Origin of the sequence: Corynebacterium ureicelerivorans (genome assembly GCF_000747315.1) — a bacterium.
In the GTDB taxonomy this organism is placed as follows: domain Bacteria; phylum Actinomycetota; class Actinomycetes; order Mycobacteriales; family Mycobacteriaceae; genus Corynebacterium; species Corynebacterium mucifaciens.
The window spans coordinates 1-18,799 of sequence record NZ_CP009215.1 but is presented as its reverse complement, the minus strand read 5'-3'; the positions used below and the strand labels follow the sequence as shown (position 1 = coordinate 18,799).

The 18,799-nt window shown below is 65.4% G+C and carries 20 protein-coding genes and 2 tRNA genes; 5 read left to right on the top strand and 17 right to left on the bottom strand.

Annotated features, from left to right (window positions below):
• Positions 1-22 precede the first annotated feature (22 nt).
• Positions 23-484, top strand: a complete 462-nt coding sequence (locus CUREI_RS00110) for a hypothetical protein (protein ID WP_051952089.1) — start codon at positions 23-25, stop codon at positions 482-484.
• A 6-nt stretch (positions 485-490) separates the two neighbouring features.
• Here CUREI_RS00110 and CUREI_RS00105 read toward each other — a convergent pair whose 3' ends face one another.
• From CUREI_RS00105 to gyrA, 11 genes are all read right to left on the bottom strand, one after another.
• A complete protein-coding gene (locus CUREI_RS00105; protein ID WP_144242371.1) occupies positions 491-1,345 on the bottom strand; it encodes a prenyltransferase in 855 nt (284 codons plus the stop codon).
• The gene (locus CUREI_RS00100) at positions 1,345-1,611 is read right to left on the bottom strand and encodes a lycopene cyclase domain-containing protein (RefSeq protein WP_038608975.1); all 267 of its coding nucleotides are present in this window, start codon (positions 1,609-1,611) and stop codon (positions 1,345-1,347) included. The genes CUREI_RS00105 and CUREI_RS00100 overlap by 1 nt, the downstream gene beginning before the upstream one ends.
• On the bottom strand, positions 1,608-1,907 hold the full coding sequence (locus CUREI_RS00095; RefSeq protein ID WP_038608972.1) for a lycopene cyclase domain-containing protein: 300 nt from the start codon (positions 1,905-1,907) through the stop codon (positions 1,608-1,610). The genes CUREI_RS00100 and CUREI_RS00095 overlap by 4 nt, the downstream gene beginning before the upstream one ends.
• Positions 1,907-3,454, bottom strand: coding sequence for a phytoene desaturase family protein (gene crtI, locus CUREI_RS00090; RefSeq protein ID WP_038608970.1), 1,548 nt, complete (start codon positions 3,452-3,454; stop codon positions 1,907-1,909). The genes CUREI_RS00095 and crtI overlap by 1 nt, the downstream gene beginning before the upstream one ends.
• The gene (locus CUREI_RS00085; RefSeq protein ID WP_236627220.1) at positions 3,451-4,299 is read right to left on the bottom strand and encodes a phytoene/squalene synthase family protein; all 849 of its coding nucleotides are present in this window, start codon (positions 4,297-4,299) and stop codon (positions 3,451-3,453) included. The genes crtI and CUREI_RS00085 overlap by 4 nt, the downstream gene beginning before the upstream one ends.
• A 41-nt stretch (positions 4,300-4,340) precedes the next feature.
• The gene (locus tag CUREI_RS00080; protein WP_038608966.1) at positions 4,341-5,093 is read right to left on the bottom strand and encodes a glycosyltransferase family 2 protein; all 753 of its coding nucleotides are present in this window, start codon (positions 5,091-5,093) and stop codon (positions 4,341-4,343) included.
• A gap of 68 nt (positions 5,094-5,161) precedes the next feature.
• Positions 5,162-5,518 (bottom strand): hypothetical protein, encoded by a 357-nt coding sequence (locus CUREI_RS00075; protein ID WP_038608962.1) that lies wholly within the window; start codon positions 5,516-5,518, stop codon positions 5,162-5,164.
• 286 nt (positions 5,519-5,804) lie between these two features.
• Positions 5,805-5,877, bottom strand: a tRNA-Ala gene (locus CUREI_RS00070).
• Positions 5,878-5,896: 19 nt separating this feature from the next.
• Positions 5,897-5,970 (bottom strand) — tRNA-Ile (locus tag CUREI_RS00065).
• 75 nt (positions 5,971-6,045) lie between these two features.
• The gene (locus CUREI_RS00060) at positions 6,046-6,390 is read right to left on the bottom strand and encodes a DUF3566 domain-containing protein (protein WP_038608960.1); all 345 of its coding nucleotides are present in this window, start codon (positions 6,388-6,390) and stop codon (positions 6,046-6,048) included.
• A gap of 3 nt (positions 6,391-6,393) precedes the next feature.
• Entirely contained in the window at positions 6,394-8,940 is a 2,547-nt protein-coding gene (gyrA, locus tag CUREI_RS00055) for a DNA gyrase subunit A (protein WP_038608957.1), read from the bottom strand.
• Positions 8,941-9,001: 61 nt separating this feature from the next.
• Between gyrA and CUREI_RS00050 the strand changes: the two genes are divergently transcribed.
• Both CUREI_RS00050 and CUREI_RS00045 read left to right on the top strand, forming a co-directional pair.
• The gene (locus tag CUREI_RS00050) at positions 9,002-9,214 is read left to right on the top strand and encodes a hypothetical protein (RefSeq protein ID WP_038608954.1); all 213 of its coding nucleotides are present in this window, start codon (positions 9,002-9,004) and stop codon (positions 9,212-9,214) included.
• Complete coding sequence (locus tag CUREI_RS00045; protein WP_038608952.1) at positions 9,211-9,480, top strand: hypothetical protein; 270 nt, start codon at positions 9,211-9,213, stop codon at positions 9,478-9,480. The genes CUREI_RS00050 and CUREI_RS00045 overlap by 4 nt, the downstream gene beginning before the upstream one ends.
• A 79-nt stretch (positions 9,481-9,559) precedes the next feature.
• On the opposite strand, the gene CUREI_RS00040 is transcribed toward CUREI_RS00045, so the two are convergent.
• A complete protein-coding gene (locus CUREI_RS00040) occupies positions 9,560-10,555 on the bottom strand; it encodes a PDDEXK family nuclease (protein WP_158407432.1) in 996 nt (331 codons plus the stop codon).
• A 56-nt stretch (positions 10,556-10,611) separates the two neighbouring features.
• On the opposite strand from CUREI_RS00040, the gene CUREI_RS00035 reads away from it, so the two are divergent.
• The gene (locus tag CUREI_RS00035; protein WP_144242370.1) at positions 10,612-10,917 is read left to right on the top strand and encodes a hypothetical protein; all 306 of its coding nucleotides are present in this window, start codon (positions 10,612-10,614) and stop codon (positions 10,915-10,917) included.
• 138 nt (positions 10,918-11,055) lie between these two features.
• A complete protein-coding gene (locus CUREI_RS00030) occupies positions 11,056-11,490 on the top strand; it encodes a DUF6918 family protein (protein ID WP_038608944.1) in 435 nt (144 codons plus the stop codon).
• 9 nt (positions 11,491-11,499) lie between these two features.
• On the opposite strand, the gene gyrB is transcribed toward CUREI_RS00030, so the two are convergent.
• The 5 genes from gyrB to dnaA all read right to left on the bottom strand — a co-directional run bounded on the left by gyrB (position 11,500) and on the right by dnaA (position 18,730).
• A complete protein-coding gene (gene gyrB / locus CUREI_RS00025; RefSeq protein WP_038608942.1) occupies positions 11,500-13,536 on the bottom strand; it encodes a DNA topoisomerase (ATP-hydrolyzing) subunit B in 2,037 nt (678 codons plus the stop codon).
• A 147-nt stretch (positions 13,537-13,683) separates the two neighbouring features.
• Positions 13,684-14,280 (bottom strand): DciA family protein, encoded by a 597-nt coding sequence (locus CUREI_RS00020; RefSeq protein ID WP_038608940.1) that lies wholly within the window; start codon positions 14,278-14,280, stop codon positions 13,684-13,686.
• Positions 14,264-15,445: a DNA replication/repair protein RecF gene (gene recF / locus CUREI_RS00015; protein ID WP_038608938.1), complete on the bottom strand. Its 1,182-nt coding sequence runs from the start codon at positions 15,443-15,445 to the stop codon at positions 14,264-14,266. Before recF ends, CUREI_RS00020 begins: the two co-directional genes overlap by 17 nt.
• Before the next feature lie 3 nt (positions 15,446-15,448).
• Complete coding sequence (gene dnaN, locus CUREI_RS00010) at positions 15,449-16,633, bottom strand: DNA polymerase III subunit beta (protein ID WP_038608935.1); 1,185 nt, start codon at positions 16,631-16,633, stop codon at positions 15,449-15,451.
• Between the two features lie 558 nt (positions 16,634-17,191).
• Positions 17,192-18,730 (bottom strand): chromosomal replication initiator protein DnaA, encoded by a 1,539-nt coding sequence (gene dnaA, locus CUREI_RS00005; RefSeq protein WP_051952363.1) that lies wholly within the window; start codon positions 18,728-18,730, stop codon positions 17,192-17,194.
• Positions 18,731-18,799 lie beyond the last annotated feature (69 nt).

Here is an 18,799-nt window from a genome sequence, read left to right as displayed (position 1 = left end):
CAAGCAGAAAAGGATCCCGCCCATGTTCAACCCGCTGAATCTCCTCCCGTCCCGCGGCCTTACCAAGAAGGACAAGACGGACCTTCGCCTTGTTTCCGCGGCCCTGCGCATCCCGACCGGCGCGTTCATCCTGAACGCGGGCCTGGGCAAGTTCAAGGTGGACAAGGACGGCGCGGAGGGCCTGCGCGATATGGCTGTGGACGGAGTTCCTCAGCTTGGCCAGGTCGACGCCGAGACGTTTGCTACCGGCCTCGCCTCCGCAGAAACCGCGCTCGGCGCCGCGCTGCTGTGCCCCCTGATCCCGAACCGCCTGGCCGGCCTGGGCCTCACTGCGTTCGGCGCGGGTCTGCTCAGCATGTACTTCCGCGGCGACCAGTACACCAAGGACGACGGCATCCGCCCGTCCGACGCCGGCACGGCTATGGCGAAGGACGCCTGGCTCGTGGGCGCGGGCCTCGCGCTGGCCGCGCTGCCCAAGAAGTAGGTTCTCCTACAGCACCACGCTGGCCAGCACGGCGATGGTGACCACCGCGCCGGTTAGGTAGTTCAACCAGAGGAACACCTTCCACGCGCGGTTCACGGCGGCCGATGTCTCGTCCGTGACGTTCCAGAACCGCAGCGTGTTGGCAACGTAGCCCACGCCCAAAAGGCCGACGGCCCAGCCGGGCGAAGGCAGGACGAAGCAGAGCACGGCTGCCGCCAGGTAAAAGATGCCGGCGGCGCGCGTGGTCGCACGAGCCCCGAGCTCGGTTGCCACGGAATGCAGCCCCCCGGCGCGGTCTGACTGCACGTCCTGCACCGCCCCGAGCGCGTGGCTAGCCATCCCCCACAGGAAGAAAGCCACCAGCGCCACGCCGAGGTTGCCGCCGATGGAGCCGCCCCCGATCAACGCGCCCACCACAGCCGGCAGGGTGAAGTGTGCCGAGGACGTCGCGGAGTCCAGCACCGGCACCTCCTTGAACCGCAGCGGCGGGGCGGAGTACGCCACCACCGCGAACAGCGCCAGGGCCAGCGTCGCCCCGGACGCCCACGTGCCTACCGCGAAGAGGTACAGCGCAAACGGGATGACGGTGACGGCGGATGCCACCAAAAGCGGCCGGTGCATCGTCTTGGGCAACACCGCGCCCTCCACGCCGCCCTTGCGGGGGTTGACAATGTCGGATTCATAATCGAAGACGTCGTTTATCCCATACATCGCAATGTTGTAAGGGACGAGAAAGAAGATGAAGCCCACCACGAGCTCTACGGTGACCTCGCCCTGCGCCAGCAGGTAGGTCAGCGCGAACGGGACTGCGGTATTGACCCAGCTCAGCGGCCGAGACGCCGCAAGAATTCCGCTCAGCATCAGTTCCTCCTCCACACAGCCGTCACCACCAGGGCGGTGAACAGCGGGTAGAACAAATCCTCCACGGGAATGCGCCCGATGTTCACGCCGATGGTGGTGGCGTGGCCGAATTCGTACAGGCCTGCCGCCACCATCAGGTTGTCAAAAATGATGGTCAGCGCGAACAGCACACCGGTGACAGCCGCAGTGAGCTTCCACGGCCGCACCCGCGCCCACAGCGCAACAGCGGCAAGCAAAAACGGGGCAGATATGTACAGGTACGTCATGCGCGCAGCAAGCCCGTCAGGTTCATGGTCAGGTAGGTGAGGAAGAACAGGAAAACGGGTTCTTCCAGCGGCAGCTGCGGCGCCAGGTCGATGCCCACCATGTACGGCGAGTCACCGCGCACGAACGTGCCGGTCGCTATGCCGAGGCCGTCCCAGCACAGCAGCGCCACCACGCAGCCAGCGGAAAGCAGGGCGGCCTTGCGCGGGTCGCGGAAGAAAGCGGTTTTCCAGCGGTGGTCGACGATCACCATGCCGGCCAGCGAAAACAGCAGCACGCCGAGGTAGGCAAACTGCATTACAGGGCCTCCGGCAACGCACCCGGGCTGGTGTCGCCGTTGAGGCGCTTGATCACGTTCTCCGCCGAAATCAGGCACATCGGCACCCCAACTCCGGGTGTGGTGGTAGCACCGGCGTAGTACAGGTTGTCCAGCTTGCGGCTCTTGTTGGAGCCGCGCAGGAACGCGGATTGCCGCAGCGTGTGTGCGGGTCCGATGGATCCGCCGGACCAGGCGTGGTAGCGCTCGGCGAAGTCCGCGGGCCCGAGCGTCTGCTTCACGACGATCCTCCGGTCCAACCCCTCCACCCCGCACCACTGCGCGATCTGCCGGGTCGCCGCGTCGGCGATGCGCCCGACCTGCTCGCTCGCCTGCTCCCGGTACATGTTGCCGTGGCCGATCGCCTCCTCGGCTGCCACGGGGACCAGCACGAACAGGTTCTCATGCCCAGCGGGCGCCACGTGTGGGTCGGTTGCACTCGGCTTGGACACGTAGATGGAGCGGGAGGCGCCCAGGGGGCGCTGCGGGACGGGGCCGTCGAATACGGCCGCGAAGTCCTCCCCCCACTCGCGGGAGAACAGCAGGTTGTGGTGGGCGAGCTCCGGGATCTCGCCTTCCACACCCAGCATGACCAGCACGGTGCCCAGGCCCGGGTCGCGCGGGGCGAAGTAGCGCTCGTCGTAGGTGCGCTTTTCCTTGGGCAGCAACCGGGTTTCGGTGTGGTGCAGATCCGCGCAGGAGACGACGATGTCGGCGTCGAGCCTTTGGCCGTCGATAAGCGTGATGCCCGTGGCCTTGCGCCCGGCGTAGTTGATGGCGGCGACCTCGGTGTCGAACGAGAACTGCACACCCTGCTCCACGGCGAGGTCGTAGAAGGCGTCCATGACTGCGCCGAATCCGCCCTGCGGGTAGAGCACGCCCTGGGTGAGGTCCGTGTGGCTCATCAGGTGGTACATGCTCGGCGTGCGCGCGGGGTGGGAGGACAGGAAGACCGCCGGGTAAGTGAGCATCTGACGCAGGCGGGTGTCGTTGAAGCGGCTGGCCACGAAGTGGTCCAGCGGCTCCGTGAGGTAGCGCGCGAGCTTTCGGTATTGGCCGGTGATCTGCGTAAACGGGGCGACGGAGCGGAAGGTGGTGTAGAGGAAGTACTCGAGCGCGAGGTCGTAGGTCTCCTCCGCGCTGTCGAGATACTCGCGCAGCTTGGCGCCGGCACCGGGCTCGAGGGACTCGAAGAGCTCGATGGCGTTGTCGCGGCCGGAGACGACGTCGATAGGCCGTTCGCCCTCGGGGAAGAGCCGGTACGCGGGGGTCAGCGGCTGCAGGTCCAGTAGGTCCGTGGTGCGTTTGCCGAAGAGGGCGAAGAAGTGGTCGAAGGCGTCCGGCATGAGGTACCAGCTGGGGCCGGTGTCGAAACGGAAGCCGTCCACGGACTCGTTGCCCGCGCGGCCGCCGTGGCTGGGGAGTTTCTCCACCACGGTGGTGCGGATCCCCTCGCGGGCGAGCAGCGCGGCGGTGGCCATGCCGGCGACGCCGGCGCCGATCACGATCGCGGTCTGAGGGTGTGTCATGGTGTTCTCGCTTTCTGTATTGCCCGCGCCGTGAGCAGGAACTTGCGGTGGTTGGGCACGCTGACCCGCGCAGCGGCCACGTCCTCGGCTGGTGTGGCGGCGATACGCTCGTTGAGGTCCCGGAAAAGTGCCTCGGCGGCGGCCACTCCCCTGCGCGCGGCGACGGGAAGCAGCGGAATGGCGGTACGCGCTGCGTCGAGTTCTTCCGTGATCTCACCGGTCAGCGTGCGCTTGAGGTCCTCGTCCAGCACGGGACCCAAGTACGCCCGCCCTAGCTCACGTGAGTCCTCACCCAGGTCGCGCAGGAAGTTCACTTTCTGGAACGCGGATCCGAGCGCCCGGGCTCCATCTTCCATCGTGCGGCGGTCCTGCTCGCTCGGGTCATGCTCGCTCAGGAAGATATCCAGGCACATCAGGCCGATCACTTCGGCAGAGCCGTAGATGTAGGCGCCTAAGTCGCCCGCGTTGTAGTCCGTCTGCGTAGTGTCCCGGCGCATGGAGGAGAAAAACGCCCGCACGTGGTCGTCCTTGATACCGCAGCGTCGGTAGGTATTGGCCCAGGCGTGCAGCACCGGATCAGTGTGGAAGCGGTGCCGCGGCGCGTGCAGCACCTGTTCCTCGTACACATCCAGCGCGGTTTCGGGGCACTCGTTGGCTTCCGCGGTGGCGCCGTCCACGATCTCGTCGGCAATGCGCACGACCGCGTACAGGTTGCGGATGTCGCGCCGCGTGCCAGGATCGAGCACACGGGTGGCCAGCGAGAAGCTCGTTGAGTAGTGCCCGATCACCTGCGCCGCGACTCGGTCCGCCATGCGGTCGTAGCGGGAGAGGTAAGAATCAGTCACAGCGGGCCCTTACGGTGAAACGTTGCGGTAATGGTCAAATCCTACAGCGCAGCACCGACGCTGGGCCCGGAAATCGCCCATCGCCCCGGCAACCTCCGCCACGGCGGCGACGTTGCAAACCCCCGCATCATGGAATGCCAGCCCCGCCGGAAGCGGTTGACCAGCTGGCATCCGCCACGCAGCGCCCGCGGGTCCATCCCCACCACAAGCCCCGGGACGAAGAGGACCGTCTCACCAGGCCGCACGGCGAACGATAGCTGCATGTCGTCGTGCACCCGCGTATCGGCCAGGTCCAGCGTCTCCCGGACAGACACCCACCAGCGCGCTCGGAACGAGCAGTTCGTACCGAAGAGCGGCGGATGGCCCAGCGCCGAGCCCACGCTGTACCTATACGCCCCGAGGTAGGCGCGGGACACCACCGCCGGGACGCCGTCGAACTCGGCGGGCCCGGTCACACCCACGACATCGGGTCCCGCACAGTGCCACAGGCTTTCCAGCACGGCCAGGTAGTCGGGCGGGACGTGCGCGTCCGCATCGGTGCGCACGATAATGTCCGCGCCGAGTTGCGCGGCTCGGTCGTAGCCTGCCGCGCCCGCCCACGTGATCCCGCGGCGCGGCTCCGCGACCACCTCAGCGCCATGCGCCCGCGCAGTGTCGGCGGAGGCGTCGGTCGAGCCGTTGTCCACCACGACCACGGCGTCGGCCGGGCGTGTCTGGACGTCGAAACTGGCCAAGCACCGGTCGAGCAGTGCGGCGTCGTTGCGGCACGGAATCACCACTGCGATGGTCGGCATGGGGAAAGTATATGGGCACCAATACAGAAAGCACCGGCCCATTCGAGCCGGTGCGTGGGGTGGCAGCCTTAGATGAACTTGCCGATGATCTTCAGCAGGGTGGACAGGCCGCCGTCCTTCACGATGCGCGGGGTGAAGAGGTCCTTCAGGTTGGAGGAGGAGTTGATGATGCCGTCAGTCACCTCGAGGCCCTTCTTCCCGTTGTCCAGGCGCTGGCTGGTGATGTCGATCTGAGCCTGGGCGCGCTCGTTGCGCTCCTGCCAGGTCAGCTCTTCCTTCTTCTCCTTGGCCGGCTTCTCAGCTGCGGTGGTGGTGGTTGCAGCCGTCTCGGTGTCGGCGGTCTCTGCAGCCTGAGCCGGGGTGCCGGAGAGGACGATTGCACCCGCGAGGACGGATGCTGCTGCCGCGTTGGTGAACTTCTTCATAGTGTGGCCTCCTGAAGTGGTGGCCGGTCGGTGTGATTTCAGACAGTAAGGCCTTCACCAGCGGCGATCAAGCAAAATCTGCGTATTTGCGCAGACTTGGTACGAAAGTGCCGCGGCTTTTCTGCACGCGCACCACGTGAACTGCACGGTTGCGCACCCACCCCATGTGCTGGCCTGGTGGCCCAGGGAACGTTCGTACCCTGGCGGGAACTTTGGTGCCGAAGAGAGCGCGCACACAAACAAACGCTCCCCCTGCGCAATGCAGAGGGAGCGTTTGTGGTTCCTGTGGAGCATAGGAGAATCGAACTCCTGACATCCTGCTTGCAAAGCAGGTGCTCTACCAACTGAGCTAATGCCCCGCCGTACCCGGAGGTACCGTGGGCCTAGCAAGAATCGAACTTGCGACCTCATCGTTATCAGCGATGCGCTCTAACCGACTGAGCTATAGGCCCTGGGAACGAATAGGAATATTACAGAGGCCCTTGTGCACCTCCAAATCCCCAGCTTGTGGCCTATAACTGCAGCGGCTAACGAGAGCGGTTGGACATGGTGAAACTGATGCCTCCGACCAAGTCCGCGATGGCGTTATACATGATCACCGTCAGGGGCGCCATGATCACCTGGAACAGGAAGCCCACCAGGCCGAGCAGGCCCGCAACGGACATCGCGAGCTTCAGGTCCACCACCTGGTCGCCGCCCACGCCACCGATCAGCGAGTTCACCGACTCGACCACCCCGGCCTGCTCCAGCGCGAAATAGAGCAGCACGCACGCGCCCATCCAGGCGATGAAGCCGGCCATCGCCAGCAGGGCGGCCACCTTGAAGGTGGAGACGGCGCCGATATTGCGGACGGTCACTTTCCGGACAGCCACGGGCTACTCCTCGGCCTCGGCGGAAGTCGCGCCGTCGTGGATCGCCTGCTCGATGGTCTTCTGGCCGGTGGCTACTGCGGTGGCCTCTTCCTCGCCCGCATCCTCCACGTTGCGGTCGATGGCCAGGAGCTCCACGCCGTCCGCCAGGTCGACCAGCCGCACGCCCATGGTCGCGCGCGACGACGGGCGGATCTGGTTCACCTCGGTGCGGATCACGCCGCCGGCGGAGGTGATGGCGAAGATCTGGTCGTCCTCGGCGACGGAAAGCGCGCCGATGAGCTTGCCGCGCTTCGGGCTGTACTTGAAGGTCATCACACCCATGCCACCACGGCCCTGCGCGTTGTACTCCTCAATGGCGGTGCGCTTGCCGTAGCCGCCCGAGGTGGCCACCAGCAGGTACTCGCCGTCCTTGGCCACTGTCATGGCCAACAGCTGGTCGTCGCCGCGGAAGCGCATGCCCTTCACGCCGGCGGTGGCGCGGCCCATTGGGCGCAGCTGCTCGTCGTCCGCGGAGAAGCGGATGGCCTGGCCCTGCTCGGACACCAACAGGACGTCGTCGTCCTCGCCCACCAGGCACGCGCCGATGAGCGAGTCGCCCTCGTTGAGGTTGATGGCGATCAAGCCGGCGGAGCGCGCCGACTCGTAGTCCGTCAGGCGCGACTTTTTCACGCGGCCGTCGCGGGTGGCCAGTACCAGATAGGGCGCGTCCTCGTAGGACTGGATCTGGATGATCTGGGCGATCTTCTCCTCCGGCTGGAACTCCAGCAGGTTGGCCACGTGCTGGCCGCGGGCGGTGCGTCCCGCCTCCGGCAGCTCGTACGCCTTCAGGCGGTAGACGCGGCCGAAGTTGGTGAAGAAGAGGATCCAGTCGTGCGTGGAGCAGATGAAGAAGTTCTTCACCACGTCGTCCTGCTTCAGCTCGGCGCCGCGCACGCCCTTGCCGCCGCGCTTCTGACTCTTGTACGCGTCCACCTTCGTGCGCTTGGCGTAGCCGGTAGAGGTGATGGTGACCACCACGTTTTCGCGGGCAATGAGGTCTTCCTCGGTGACGTCGCCGGTGGCTGCGACAATCTGGGTGCGTCGCTCGTCGCCGTACTTGTCCGCGATCTCCTTGAGCTCGTCGCCCACAATCTCGCGCTGGCGCTCCGGCTTGGCCAGAATGTCCTTGTAGTCCGCGATCTGTTCCTCGATAGCGGCCAAGTCGTCCACGATCTTCTGGCGCTCCAGGGCCGCCAGGCGGCGCAGCTGCATGGCCAGGATCTCGTTGGCCTGGATCTCGTCCACGTCCAGCAGGTCCATCAGGCCCTGGCGCGCGTCGTCCACAGTCGGCGAGCGGCGGATCAGGGCAATGACCTCGTCCAACGCGTCCAGCGCTTTGACCAGGCCGCGCAGGATGTGGGCGCGCTTCTCGGCCTCGTCCAGGCGGTACTGGGTGCGGCGGACAATGACTTCGATCTGGTGCTTGACGTAGAAGCGCAGCATCTGGTCCAGGCGCAGGGTGCGCGGAACGCCGTCGACAATGCTGAGCATGTTGGCGGAGAAGTTCGTCTCCAGCGCCGAGTGCTTGTACAGGTTGTTTAAGACCACGCGCGGCACGGCGTCGCGCTTGAGCGTGACCACGATGCGCATGCCCACGCGGTCGGAGGACTCGTCCTCGATCTTGGAGATGCCCACCATCTTGCCGGCCGTGACCTGCTCGGCGATGCTGTGGATGAAGTTGTCGGGGTTGACCTGGTACGGCAGCTCGGTGATGGTGATGACTTGGCGGTTGCCAATCTCCTCGATCTCCGTGACGCCGCGCATGCGGATGGAGCCGCGGCCGGTGGCGTAGGCGTCTTTGATGCCCTGGTCGCCCACGATCAGCCCCGCCGTGGGGAAGTCCGGGCCCTTCACGCGCTCCACCACGGCGTCGAGCGTTTCCTTCTCGTCGGCGTCGTGGTTGTCCAGGATCCACTGGATGGCGTCCGCAAGCTCGTTGAGGTTGTGCGGCGGGATGTTGGTGGCCATGCCCACCGCAATACCGTTGGAGCCGTTCATCAGCAGGTTCGGCACGCGGGACGGAAGGACAGTCGGCTCCTGGGTCTTGGAGTCGAAGTTGGGGGCGAAGTCCACGGAGTTTTCGCGGATGTCGCGCACCATCTCCATGGCGATCGGGGTGAGCTTGCACTCGGTGTAACGCATGGCTGCCGGGCCGTCGTTGCCTGGGGAGCCGAAGTTGCCCTGGCCGTCCACAAGCGGGTAGCGCATTGACCAGGGCTGCGCCATGCGCACCAGGGTGTCGTAGATGGCGCTGTCGCCGTGCGGGTGGTAGTTACTCATGGTCTCGCCGACGGCCTTCACGCTCTTGACGTAGGAGCGCTCGGGGCGGAAACCGGCGTCGTACATTGCGTAGATCACGCGGCGGTGCACCGGCTTCATGCCGTCGCGCACCTCGGGGAGCGCGCGACCAACGATCACGCTCATCGCGTAATCGATGTAGCTGGTCTGCATCTCCTCGTTGATGTCGATTGGTTGGATGCGGTCGGCGCCGCTCGAGGTCTCGTCAGCCATGGTTGTTAAGTCTACCGGGCTTCTGCGCGGCGACGAAGCAGCACCGTGGTATCACAATGGTATGGCTATGACGCTCAGACTCACCGCAGACGAGGACCAAGCCCTCGTCCTGCTCGCCTCCGCCTGGGGCTGCTCGAAGCAGGAGGCCGCGCGCCGTGCGGTAGTCGCGGCAGCATCGCGTCTGCTTGACGACGCCCACGTCACCGACCTCGCCCGCTCCCTCATCCCCTCCTACGCCGGAATGGAAGCCCGCATACGGCAGGCCCGGCAATGAGGGGATTTACCCCGGAGCAGCTCCTGGCCGTCGCCGACGAGTACTGCGCCGTCCACGGCTGCCACGTCCGCTCCTTCGCCGCCCTCGCCGCCTGCGCCGCCGTTCCCGGGTCTAGGTTTCACGGCGTGCCGGTGTTCGATTCCGTTGCCGCAGCAGCCCGCGAGTTGGCCGAGACGATCCGAGCGCTGCAGCCCCTCTCCCCCGGTGCCTCCAACGCCGGGTTCGCAGACGTCGCCGCCGAGGTGTACCGCCGCTGGGCGGGGTGAGGGGCACCGAAGGGTCGTCGATAGGCAGCTGTTGGTAAAAGTTGACAATTCACCCGAAACCGCCGCCGAAACGCCCAGGTCAGCGCTCGGGCGTGTCAACTTTTGCGAATCCCCGCTCGCGTAGCACAACCTCCAGGTGATGCGGCAGGCCTCCGAGCATGTTTGTGCCGTAGCGCAGCGGGCGCCACGCGATGGAGGTCAGGTAAAGATCGATCCGCGTGTCCCGCACGCGTGTGCCCTTCTCGTCGTGGTGGCCGCCGTCGTAGTACAGCGCGACTTTCGCCTCCGGAAACGCCAGGTCAGCGCGCGAGATCAACTGCCCGTCCGCCCAAAATTCGAACTGCTCTTCCGGTTTCAGCCCGAACTTCCTGGCCACCGGTACTGCCAAGAGCCGCATTTCGGTCTCCTTTGGAGAATCAGCGAGCGCGCTCGACGCCCTCACCACGTCCGCGAGCCACCGGTTATTCACGCGACCCCTGCCCGCGGCGGCGATCTGCTCTGGGGCGATGCCAAGGAACCTGCGGCAGGCGTCCACGAGCTGTACTGCCCGAACGCGCGTTTCCTCATCCCCGGTCGCATGTACCGGCCAAGAGCAGCGCTGTGTCCGGATGAGCTGCAACGCCTGCGCTACCGCAACCGGCGGTGTGGCAATATTGATCAAATCGTTGCGGCAAACCACCTTCCACACTTCATGTGGTTGGAGCTGCTTGCGCATGAGGGTCGGGGTAAATGACCTCCCCCACCGTTTCACGCTGAGCGTCGGCGAGACTAGGACCACGTCGTGAGCGTCGGCGAGGTACGGCAGTCCGTAAAGGGCCAGCGCACCGAATCCTGTGAGCGTAGTGCCCGGGTGCGTGAGCGCACATGCCGCCGCGCGGTATTGGGCGGGTACCGCGTATTGCACTCGGCGCGGATGGCGTACTGCATCGCGCAGCACAACTGACGACGGCCGAAGGTAGTCCCGCGGCACCACAAACTGCCCGTTCACGCTTGCCATCCCCGGCGGGATCCGTCCGGGGTTCACGTGCAGCAATCCACCGGCCGGCATGGTCATCCCGTTATGAAGGTGGCTCATGTGCACTTAGACGCGGCGGGCTGCAAACCGGTTCCCCCGCACCTGCGATGACTGCTATGAGGAGAATCGCCGCTGGTCTGACCGCTACCGCCCTCGCTGCCGCCGCACTCACCGCCCCAACCATGGCCGCCGCTGCCCCTAATGCGGAATTCGAAGTCCCGCCGAAGCGCCCCCTCGAGGGCCTGTACACCGGGTCCGCGCCTCTTTCGCTTGCGATCGCGCTGGCGGCGACGGCCGTCACGGCGCAGCTCATCATCGATTTTGTCCCGCCAGTCCGGGCCGCTATCGACAAACTCGCGGCGCAGTTCAACCTGACGCAGCTGGCGCATACGTACGTAAACGGTTCCCTGCCACAGCGTTAGCCCCCACCCGCGGCCTGTGTTACGGTTGTGCCCGTTGTGGTTGCAGTGGACCATGTAACTTGTGAGGCGCTGCGGTGGAAGAGCTGCAACCGAAAACGGCCGGCTTGCACCGGCCGTTTTCCCATTACACTGGCCCGCATGACAGATCTCTCTCAGCTACTTGCAAACGATATCCGTCCGAAGGTCGTCGAGGAGCTCGCTTCTCTCGCCGACACCACTGTTTCGCGCCAGTCCGGCCTCACCGGCATGGCGCTGAAGTCGGCGCTCGCAGCCGGGAAGAAAGCTGACTCGGACGCCGTCTCCAAAGGCATCAACGCGGTGCTCCCCCAGATCGTGGACGAGCTGAGCCCGTACTGGTCCGCCTACCAGGCCAGCGACCAGCAGGGTTTCGGGGAATTCCTCGCCGGCCGCGAGGACGAGGTGATCAAGGCGATGCTCGCCGCCGGCGACAAGCAGGTCGATTCCCTGCCCGGGCCCGTGCAGAAGGTCTACTCGTCGCTACGCGGCAAGGCCACGGACATTGTCGGCCCGGCGCTGCCGGAGCTCGGCGACATCGTGGAGCGTTTCGCGTAGCGGTCCCCGCTAGACGTCCAGGAAGCGGACGTCCTTCGCCCTGCGGGTGATGAAGCTGCGACGCGCGGCGACGTCGTCGCCCATGAGGATGGAGAACAACTCGTCGGCACGCTGGGCGTCTTCAAGCTCCACCTTGCGCAGGATGCGGGTCTCCGGATCCAACGTGGTCTCCCACAGCTCCTTGGCGTTCATCTCGCCGAGGCCCTTGTAGCGCTGGATGCCGTCATCCGTGTTGATCTTGCGGCCGGCCTCCAGGCCCTCCGCCAGCTGCTCGTCGCGCTCGCGGTCGGAGAAGGCGTAACCAGGCTCGCCCTTGCCCCACTTGAGCTTGTACAACGGCGGGTTGGCCAGGTAGACGTGGCCGTTTTCCACCAGCTCCGGCATGAAGCGGAACAGCAGGGTCAGCAGCAGGGTGGCGATGTGCTGGCCGTCCACGTCGGCGTCCGCCATCAGCACGATCTTGTGGTAGCGCAGTTTGGCGATGTCGAACTCGTCGTTGATGCCGGTGCCGAGCGCGGTGATGATGGCCTGAACCTCAGCGTTTTTCAGCACACGGTCCATGCGCGCCTTCTCCACGTTCAGGATCTTGCCGCGCAACGGCAAAATGGCCTGGTACATGGAGTCGCGACCGCCCTTGGCGGAGCCGCCCGCAGAGTCGCCCTCCACGATGAACAGCTCGGACTTGGACGGGTCCTTGGAGCGGCAGTCCGCGAGCTTGCCGGGCAGGCCGCCCAGGTCGGTGGCGGATTTGCGGCGCACCAAATCGCGGGCCTTGCGCGCCGCCTGCCGGGCCTGCGAGGACGACACCGCCTTGTTCACAATGGCCTTGGCCTCGGCCGGGTTGGCGTCGAACCAATCCGAGAGGTTTTCGTTCACCGCGCGCTGGACAAAACCCTTGACCTCGGTGTTGCCCAACTTCGTCTTGGTCTGGCCCTCAAACTGCGGGTCGGCCACGCGCACGGACACCACGGCTGCTAAGCCTTCGCGGCAATCGTCACCGGTGAGGTTCGGCTCCTTGTCCTTGAGCAGTTTGTGTTCCCGCGCATAGCGGTTCATCAAACTGGTCAGCGCGGCGCGGAAGCCCTCCTCGTGCGTGCCGCCCTCATGGGTGTTGATGGTGTTGGCGAAGGTGTGCACGGACTCCTTGTAAGAGCCGTTCCACTGCATGGCCACCTCCGCCTCCAGGCCGTCGCCCTTCTGGTCAAAGCCGATGACGGTCGGGTGGATCGCGGTCTTGGACTTGTTCAGGTAGTTGACGTAATCGATCAGACCGTCCGGGTAGTAGAAGGTGACCTTCTTCTCCCGCTTTTTCTTCACATCTGGGGCTGTCTCGACGGTGTCGTCGAACGAGTCGCCGTCGACAAGCGCTGCGGTTTCGCCCTCCTCGGCGATGGCCTCGAGCTCCAGCTCCTCGTCGCTGGCGCGCTGGTCCGTCAAGGTGATGGTCAGGCCCTTGTTCAGGAAGGCCATTTCCTGCAGGCGACGCGAGATGGTGTCGTAGTTGAAGTCGACGGTTTCGAAGATCTCGGCATCCGGCCAAAAGCGGATGGTGGTGCCGGTGCCGCGGGCGTTGCCGCCCTCCACCAGCTCATCCGGCACGGCCATCGTGAAATTCTGGTACCAGTGCTTGCCGTCGCGCTTGATGTCCGCCTCGACGCGGGTGGACAACGCGTTAACCACGGAAATGCCCACACCGTGCAGGCCGCCGGAGACCGCGTAGGAGTCCGAATCGAACTTGCCGCCCGCGTGCAGCTGGGTCATGACCACCTGCACCGTCGGGGCGCCGGACGGGTGCATCTCCACCGGGATACCGCGGCCGTTGTCCACGACCTCCACACCACCGTCGGCCAGCAAGGTCACGTCGACGCGGTCGGCGTAACCCGCCATCGCCTCATCGACAGAGTTGTCCACGACCTCCCACACCAGGTGGTGCAGGCCGCGCACACCCGTCGAGCCGATGTACATGCCCGGGCGCTTGCGCACCGCCTCGAGGCCTTCGAGGATGGTGATCGACGACGCGTCGTAATGGGGTTGCTGCTCTGCCACGTTTGGAAAGCTCCTCCATGCGTAAATATGGGCCGAGTTTGTCACACAAGCCCGTTGAACCCATCTCATCTTACACGCTAAGGGGGACATTACGGGCACCCGTCCAACCCGCGAGAGGGCGTTTCACGCGCGTTTTTCGCCGATTCCTTACCCGTAGGTGTCACGCGGGCCTCGGCCCTTCACGTGCAGCGGTCCGTAGCGCCAGCTCTTCGTTTTCGGCCCGTACACGTGCAATTTCGTCACCACGTCCGGGCCGACCTTCGCCGCAATCGCAGAGAGCACCTCGCGCTGCATGTACTTCATCTGCGTCGCCCAGGCAGTGGAGTCGCAGCTCACGTGCACCTCGCCGCCTTTGATCATCTCCACGCGGGTGTGCTCTGCGATCTTCACGCCCACCAGTTCGTCCCAGTGGCCCATCACCCAGCCGTGCGCCATCTTCTCGGTCCAGTCCCGTTTGCGGATCTCGCTGCCCAGCAGGTTGCCAAAGGACGACACTTTGTAGCTGCGCGGCAGTGCGCGCCCGTCGGCCCCCGTGGGGATGCCTCGCACAGTTGCTTTTCGACGTTCCTCCGGCACCTCTAAACCCGGCACCGTGATGCCGGCCTTTGGTGCGTCGTGAAGCGAGGGTCTGTTGCGCCGGGGGATGGCGCTGGTGCCCTGGCGGGAGAGGTCCGGGAGGGCGACGCCGCGTTTGCGGGCGGTGTCGCGGACGTTGTCGAAGCTGCGGCTAATCAGATCGCTCAACGGAGCTCACCCCGTCCTGCATGGTCACGGCGAATCGCGCCGCCACGGCGTCGTCGAGGTTGCCGGGCAGATCGTCGCCCACCGCGGCGGTGACGAGCACCTGTTCCGCGTCGGAGGCGACGTGGACGAGCCGCTCGCGGCGCTTCGCGTCCAGCTCGGCGAAGACGTCGTCGAGGATGAGCACCGGGTCCGTGCCCTCGCTGGCCAGAAGGTGGTACTCCGCCAGGTGGAGTGCGAGCGCGTACGACCATGTCTCGCCGTGTGAGGCGTAACCCTTCGCGGGCTGGTCGCCGAGCATCAGCGTCAGGTCGTCGCGGTGGGGCCCTACCAGGGTTGCACCACGGTCGATCTCCTCTTTGCGGCGCCGGCCCAGCTCGGCCAGCATGGCGGCCTCAAACACGTCCGGGTCGCGCGACGGCCCGCCCGCGAGCTCCGTGACTGCCCGGTCAAGGGTGGAGCTGTACGCCACCGACGCGGGGCGCGACTCCGGGGCGACGGACGTGTACGCCTCGGTGATCCGGCCGGCGAGCTCGTCCACAAGCGCAAGCCGCCCTGCGACCACCTGAGCGCCAAGTGCCGCGAGCTGGCCGTCCCACACGTCTAGGGTGGATAGCGCGCTGGCGCCGTCGGCATCCTGGTACCCGCGGCGCAGCACCATGTTCGAGTTTTTCAGCAGCGCGTTGCGTTGGCGCAGCACTTTGTCGTAATCCGCCTTCGCGCCTCCAAGACGGGGCGCTCGCAGGGCTGCGAGATCGTCCAGGAACTTCCGGCGCTCGGCGGGCTCGCCTGTGATCAGACGCAGGTCTTCCGGCGAGAACATCACCACCCGCAGCACGCCGAGCAGTTCGCGGGCGGATTTCAGCCGGGTGCGGTTGATTTGCGCCTGGTTCGCGCCGTGCGCCTTGAGCAGCAGATGCGTTGTCAGGGCGCGGCCGTCGTTGACGGTGGTGGCGGAGATGCGGGCGTTGTCGGCCCCGGCGTGGATGAGCGGAGCATCCGTCGATACGCGGTGGCTGGACAGCTTGGACGAGTAGTGAACCGCCTCCACGATGTTGGTTTTGCCGTGGCCATTACGGCCAGCAAAGACGCTCACGCCCGGCTCAAGCTTGAGATTCAGCTCGGGCCACGAGCGGAAATCACGCAGATCAAGCTCGCGGACATGCATGGGCTAGCCCGGCAGGCGCACCGGCATGAGCAGGTAGGTGAAGTGCGTCTGCGGCGTGGGGAACGTCCCGTTCTCGCCGCGCTCGGGCATCACCTCCGGTTCCGGGATCATGATGGCCGGGCGGGAGGCCTCCGTGAACCCGAAGACGACGCGGTCGGTGCCGATGACCGAGAGGCCGTCGCGAAGATAGCCCGCGTTGAACGCAATGAGTAGCTCATCCACCCCGGCGAAGGCGGCGGGCAGGGTCTCCTGTGCGGCGCCCGAATCCGCGCCGGAGGAGAACAGGGTGAGCTCGCCCTCCTGGAAGTGCATGCGCAGCTGGGCGTTACGGTCCGCGACGAGGCTGACGCGGCGGATGGACTCGAGCAGCGGCGCGACTTCCACCGACGCGATCGCCGTATGCGTCTTGGGCAGCAGCGGCGCGACGTTGGGGAAATCGGCGTCCAGCATGCGCGTGGTGGTTTCGCGGTTGCCGGTGTGGAGACCGAACAGGCCGTCGCCGCCGATGTTGTCTGCGGATCCCGCGGCGAGTTCCACCGGCTCGTCGACGGAGGTGTCCAGGGTGCGGGCGTTATCCAGCAACGTCTTCGCCGGGATGAGCAGGTCGGCATTGACGCCGGGGTGAGCCGGCTCCCAGGTCAGGTGGCGCTGCGCCAGGCGAAAGCGGTCCGTGGCGGTGAGTTTCACGTTCTCGCCGTCGATTTCCACGTGGATGCCGGTGAGCATCGGCAACGTGTCGTCGCGGCCGGCGGCGGAGGCCACCTGGGTGACGGCGCCCGTCAGGGCAGCCGGCGAGATCCGGCCGGTGACCTCGGGAAGCTGCGGTAGCTGCGGGTAGTCGTCCAGCGCGATCAGGGGGAGTTCGAAGCGGGAGGAGCGAGCCCGCAGCGTCATGACCTTGCCGTCGGTGCTGACCTCGATCGCGTCGTTCGGCATCGTGCCCACGATGTCCGCGAGGAGCTTGCCGGCCACAGCCACGCGCCCCGGGTCGTTCACCTCGGCGGCGATGCGCACGCGGGTGGAGACCTCGTAGTCGAAGCCTGCGAATTCCAAGCCGTTGTCATCCGCGGTGATGACCACCGCGCGAAGGACCGGTTGCGTGGATTTGGTGGGCAGGCTGCGTGCTACCCATGCCGCAGCGTCGGCGAGTTCGTCCTTGTGGACGCGGAACGACACATTGTTGTCCATGGCGGCGCGGTCTCCTTCGCTCGGCAGATTGCGTGGGCAGGGTCAGATCGGACACCACTCTACATTTGTCATTTGGGGGCCTGCACGGGTGGTCGGCGGGCTTTTGCACACCCTCTCTTTCTCCAGATTGAATTACAAGAAGTAAAGGTGGCAACAACAGTAGGGGCTGGGGAATCTGTGGATGGGGGCCCTTTTCTGCCGGTCGCACGGCGTGTCACGCGTGTGATTTGGGCTGTGGATAACGTGTGGATAAACACGCGCCTCTGTGGATAGTTTTTCGGCCTGGGTGAAATTACACAATTGCAAGCCCGCTCTTCCACTGGTTATGCACACACTGTCCCCAGTTCTATGCCTTGTGACAACGAACACAATGTGTGCGAGCTAACGAAACTACAACCGTGTAATTACACAGGTGTGGATAGGACTGTGGAGAGTGGTACTGCAGTGACTGCTGAGGTTTGTGGGGTGGCGGGCCGTCAGCCACAAGGCTGGATCCAGCTACAAAGAGCCAGCTATCCGCCGTTTTTCGGCGAATAGCTGGCTCCTAGTAGCTGGAAACTACCGCCCCCGGGCGCGGGCGCGGTTCTTCACCACCTGGGTCAGTTCTTGGATTTCGTCGTACGTGCCGCGGTTCTCCGTCATTTCTTTGCGGATCTTGCGGTCGGCGTACATGACGGTGGTGTGGTCCTTGCCGCCGAACTCGTCGCCAATCTTGGGCAGAGAGAGGTCGGTCAGCTCGCGGCAGAGGTACATCGCGATCTGGCGGGCGTGGGCGACCTGGCGCGTCTTCCCGGCGCCGGTGAGCTGCTCCAGAGACACCTGAAAGTACTCCGCAGCGGCGTCTTTGATGGCGGTCGCGGTGATGTTGACGTCCCCTTCGTCGGGGAGGATGTCGCGCAGCGCAACCTGTGCGACATCCATGGTGATGGGTTCGTTGATCAGCGACGAGTACGCGGACACGCGGATGAGCGCGCCTTCCAGTTCACGGATGGAGGACTCGAACTGCGAGGCGATGAGCTCCAGTACCTGGTGATCGACCTGTGTGCCGTCGGCGGCCGCTTTCTTCATCAAGATGGCGATGCGGGTTTCCAGGTCCGGCGGCTGCACGTCGGTGATCAGGCCGCCTTCGAAGCGGGTGCGCAAACGGTCTTCCAGCGTGGTCAGCTGCTTCGGCGGGCGGTCGGAGGACAAGATGATCTGCTTGTTGGCCTGGTGCAGCGCGTTGAAGGTGTGGAAGAACTCTTCCTGGGTACCCTCTTTGCCCTCGAGGAATTGGATGTCGTCGACCATCAAAATGTCCAGGTTGCGGTAGCGCCGCTTGAAGGATTCCTGCCGGTCGTCGCGCACGGAATTGATGTAGTCGTTGGTGAATTCTTCGGAGGAGACGTATTTGATGCGCAGCCCCGGCTGCAACACACCGGCGTAGTTGCCGGCGGCGTGCAACAGGTGCGTTTTGCCCAGGCCGGACCCGCCCCAGATGAACAGCGGGTTGTAGGCCTTGGCCGGGTTTTCGGCGACAGCGACTGCGGCACCGTTGGCGAAGCGGTTGGAGGAGCCGATGACGAAGTTCTCAAAGGTGTACTTCGGGTTCAGGCTCGCCTCGCGGTCCGGGTCGTGCGCGGGCTTTTCGCGCGGGATGCGGCGGTCCACAGTCGGGTGCGCATTTGCTTCTCGACGACGTCCCGCCACCTGCGCCGCGTGCATTTGCGCGAGCTCGTCCAACCCCATCGGGATTTGCTCTCCTACCCCGGGTGCTTCGACGTTGGATTGGGTGGGCTGCCAGCTCGTCTGCGGCGCGGGGGTTGGTTCCGGCTCGGGTGCGGCGACGGAAACGGCCAGGTTGTACGGCTGCCCGGTGTGGGAGGACAGCACCGCGGTGATGTGGGGAGCCAGGGACTCTTCAACGACATTTTTGGCGGCCTGGTGGGGTGCGGAGAGTAGGGCGTAGCCGTCCACAAGCACCACCGGCTTCATTAACCGCAGGTAAGCGCGTTGTTGTGGGGTCAGGGTTGGCACCGACGAGGTGGCTTGCTCGGAAAGCCGCAGCAGTTCGTCGACGACGCCATGCCACAGATCTGCCAGGTGTTGGTCGGCCAACGTTGTCTCCAGTCTGCTCGTTCCTGCCGGAATCCGGCGAAATCCACCGCATTCCACTGTGTAATCCAC

What these genes read in the sequence shown, in the direction of transcription:
- CUREI_RS00035 (WP_144242370.1), top strand. Translation starts at nt 10,612, where the DNA reads ATGAGGAGAATCGCCGCTGGTCTGACCGCTACCGCCCTCGCTGCCGCC.
- CUREI_RS00110 (WP_051952089.1), top strand. Translation starts at nt 23, where the DNA reads ATGTTCAACCCGCTGAATCTCCTCCCGTCCCGCGGCCTTACCAAGAAG.
- CUREI_RS00100 (WP_038608975.1), bottom strand. Translation starts at nt 1,611, where the DNA reads ATGACGTACCTGTACATATCTGCCCCGTTTTTGCTTGCCGCTGTTGCG.
- CUREI_RS00045 (WP_038608952.1), top strand. Translation starts at nt 9,211, where the DNA reads ATGAGGGGATTTACCCCGGAGCAGCTCCTGGCCGTCGCCGACGAGTAC.
- CUREI_RS00080 (WP_038608966.1), bottom strand. Translation starts at nt 5,093, where the DNA reads ATGCCGACCATCGCAGTGGTGATTCCGTGCCGCAACGACGCCGCACTG.
- CUREI_RS00050 (WP_038608954.1), top strand. Translation starts at nt 9,002, where the DNA reads ATGGCTATGACGCTCAGACTCACCGCAGACGAGGACCAAGCCCTCGTC.
- dnaN (WP_038608935.1), bottom strand. Translation starts at nt 16,633, where the DNA reads ATGGACAACAATGTGTCGTTCCGCGTCCACAAGGACGAACTCGCCGAC.
- CUREI_RS00030 (WP_038608944.1), top strand. Translation starts at nt 11,056, where the DNA reads ATGACAGATCTCTCTCAGCTACTTGCAAACGATATCCGTCCGAAGGTC.
- CUREI_RS00075 (WP_038608962.1), bottom strand. Translation starts at nt 5,518, where the DNA reads ATGAAGAAGTTCACCAACGCGGCAGCAGCATCCGTCCTCGCGGGTGCA.
- CUREI_RS00095 (WP_038608972.1), bottom strand. Translation starts at nt 1,907, where the DNA reads ATGCAGTTTGCCTACCTCGGCGTGCTGCTGTTTTCGCTGGCCGGCATG.
- CUREI_RS00105 (WP_144242371.1), bottom strand. Translation starts at nt 1,345, where the DNA reads ATGCTGAGCGGAATTCTTGCGGCGTCTCGGCCGCTGAGCTGGGTCAAT.
- CUREI_RS00040 (WP_158407432.1), bottom strand. Translation starts at nt 10,555, where the DNA reads ATGAGCCACCTTCATAACGGGATGACCATGCCGGCCGGTGGATTGCTG.
- crtI (WP_038608970.1), bottom strand. Translation starts at nt 3,454, where the DNA reads ATGACACACCCTCAGACCGCGATCGTGATCGGCGCCGGCGTCGCCGGC.
- recF (WP_038608938.1), bottom strand. Translation starts at nt 15,445, where the DNA reads ATGCATGTCCGCGAGCTTGATCTGCGTGATTTCCGCTCGTGGCCCGAG.
- gyrA (WP_038608957.1), bottom strand. Translation starts at nt 8,940, where the DNA reads ATGGCTGACGAGACCTCGAGCGGCGCCGACCGCATCCAACCAATCGAC.